At 38.1% G+C, this 2,901-nt stretch carries 4 protein-coding genes; all 4 read right to left on the bottom strand.

What is annotated here, in order from left to right; all coding sequences use genetic code 11:
• Nucleotides 1-469 (bottom strand): ABC transporter ATP-binding protein (locus AC06OU_RS17645; RefSeq protein WP_475857515.1); only part of this gene is annotated, 469 nt, incomplete at its 3' end.
• A gap of 108 nt (nt 470-577) precedes the next feature.
• The gene (locus AC06OU_RS17640) at nt 578-1,474 is read right to left on the bottom strand and encodes a PucR family transcriptional regulator (protein ID WP_475857513.1); all 897 of its coding nucleotides are present in this window, start codon (nt 1,472-1,474) and stop codon (nt 578-580) included.
• Nucleotides 1,475-1,682: 208 nt separating this feature from the next.
• Nucleotides 1,683-2,261, bottom strand: a complete 579-nt coding sequence (locus tag AC06OU_RS17635) for a TerD family protein (protein ID WP_475857511.1) — start codon at nt 2,259-2,261, stop codon at nt 1,683-1,685.
• Between the two features lie 41 nt (nt 2,262-2,302).
• The coding region (locus AC06OU_RS17630; protein WP_475857509.1) for a toxic anion resistance protein at nt 2,303-2,901 on the bottom strand (599 nt) is incomplete at its 5' end.

The following is a 2,901-nucleotide window of genomic DNA, read 5'->3' as shown; positions in this document are numbered from 1 at the left end:
AGAACAGCTTAGCATCACGGACGATTGCACGTCCTAATGCCACACGCTGACGCTGACCGCCAGACAAAGCTTTTGGTTTTCTATTTAAAAGTGGCTCAAGACCTAGAATTTCAGCTGCATTCTTCACTCGCTTGTCAATATCAGCTTTAGGGAATTTTCTTAGTTTTAACCCGAAAGCCATATTATCATAGACAGACATATGCGGATAAAGTGCGTAGTTTTGGAACACCATTGCGATGTCGCGATCTTTAGGAGCCACATTATTCATAAGCTTACCCTCGATACGAAGCTCACCTTTAGAAATTTCCTCTAGGCCTGCAATCATACGAAGTGTTGTCGATTTACCGCAACCAGATGGACCAACTAAAACGATAAATTCTTTGTCTTGTACGTGTAAGTTAAAGTCTGAAACTGCAGTAGAAGTATCATCATATATCTTATAAATATTTTCGAGAACCATTTTTTCCATTGTAAATCCCCCCAAATTGTTTTTTCCTTACTTTAAGTTTAACAATAGAGATTAATGGCTTATATAGATGATATGCACAAGGTTTTTAGAAATATATTGTGCATGTTGTTATTCATAGTTTACGAGCAAGCTAGCGCAATAAACAATGAGTGCTCCGCCAAAGTCACGGACTGATATACCTGTGATTTCCTGAAATTTTGACAATCTATAATGAAGTGTATTCCGGTGAATATGTAATTTTTTTGAAGTGATAGAGGCGTTGAAGCCATTTTCGAAAAATGCACGGACGGTTTGCAGTAGCTCCGTGTCAAATTCAATTGGAATTAACACTTCGTGGTGAATGATTTGTCTCAAGCTTTCCGACATTTCATTGGTTAGGATGGTCGGAAATATGCTTTCGAGTGTATAAATTCGTCCGGGAAAATAGTTGCCTATTCCATTAGAAAACCATTCTCTTTCTAAAGCATAACGTGAAGGTGTTTGTTCATCTACAGGATAGAACTTCCCGATAAAGAGCTGGGCTTTTATAAAAAAATCACTTTCTAAAGCTGAGATAAAGGAAGCCAGGTCCTCTGGAGACTGAGTATAAGTAGACTTTTGTTCTATCAGTAAGGCATTGTTGGGGGCTACGAAAACAAGTTGCACAGCATCCTCGAAAAATAATTGAACGGCCTTGGCCAAGTCTGCATTTTGAAAGCTGTTACTCTTTATCACAAGCTGTATAATACGAATTTTATTGCCCGCCTCAATAGGTAGCTCACCAGATCCTTGAAGAAAACGATTCCATCTTTCAGAAAGTGAATAATCAGAAGGCAACGTTAAATCTACTACTGTGTAAAAAGAAGAGAGTAGCGAAAAGTCTCGAGAGGATACTTCATTCTTTTTTATTTGTATCCACAGATTGCTAGAAGGATCATGAAAAGTATGAACGTCCTTATCTGTGTTGTTTGGGTATTCTGAAAATTTATGATAGGAAGGAAAGAGGGAAGATAAATCTTTCAGCATATTTGAACTCCTTTCTCATGAATCTCTTACTAGAACGGTGGTAGATTAGTATGCGAAGTACACATCTAAACATAAATATCAGGTATTTAATGGCTCAAAATAGAAATCTCCCAAGTTTCATATGAACTCGAGAGATTTCCTTTATTATGCAGTCTAAAGTATAAAGTTCAATCTTTCATGCAAGCATGTCATGCACTTATTAAATTGGTTAGCTAAGACCAAATTCTGTTATTAAAGAGGCTAAGCCACCTTGGAAACCGCTCCCAATTGCGTTAAACTTCCACTCATTTCCGTGTCTGTATATCTCACCAACAACAAGTGCCGTTTCAATGGAAAAGTCCTCTCCCAAATCGTATCGAACTATTTCTTCATGCGTCTCGTCATTTACAATCCGGATAAAGGCATTAGAAACCTGACCAAAGTTCTGATTCCTAGCCTCTGCATCATGAATAGTTACAGTAAAAACTACTCTATGCACACCGCTAGGGACTTGTTGAAGGTTGACTAACAATTGCTCATCGTCACCATCGCCATCACCTGTGCGATTATCTCCAGTATGAACAACTGAGCCATCCTCACTTTGAAGATTGTTATAGAAGATGAAACTTTTATCGCTTAGTGCCTTTCCATTTTGATCAACTAAGAAAGCAGAGGCGTCTAAGTCAAAGTCATGACCACCACTATAGCGATTTGTATCCCATCCTAATCCAACCATAATTTTTGTTAATCCAGGATTCGTTTTTGTAAGATCAATCTTTTGTCCTTTAGATAGGTTAATAACTGACATTCCAATTCCTCCTTTAAATTAGTGAGTACTGAGTATGTGTTCTATTTTCGTTGACCATCTTCATATTTCTTTTGAAGCTCTTCTAATCGAAGACGACCTTGTTCTCTCATTTTACGATTTTCATCTTCAATAGCCTTTGTTTCGTTCATTCCACGCATAATCGTTTCCCACGTTTGCTCAATCGTTTCAATTTTAATACTAGGTTGACCTGACATTCTGGCGATATCTACACTTTGCCTAGAAATGTCATTCGCATTTCTCAATAGCATCTCGTTTGTTCGACGATCCAATTCACTCATCGATTGAGCAACCAGGTTTTGTCGTTTTGCAGAAATAGCATTGATGAGCCCCGTTTTAAATATAGGAATTGTAGTAACAAAGGCCGAATTTATCTTACCTATAAGCTTAGTATTCCCGCGTTGCAGCATTCTGATTTGAGGAGCAGACTGATAGGCAACTTGTTTAGCCATTTCTAAGTCATAAATTCTTTGGTCTAGCAGCTCAATGGCATTTTGAAGAGAATTCAAATCCATTAAGACAAGTTGATCGCCTTTCTCTGCTCTTTCCTGTAGGGCAGGGAGCTGCTGGCGTAATTGATTAAGCTTTAATTCTCCTGCAACAATATATTTCTCTAGCTCCA

This window comes from Psychrobacillus sp. (assembly GCF_056205495.1).
This window is presented reverse-complemented; position numbering and strand designations above follow the sequence as displayed.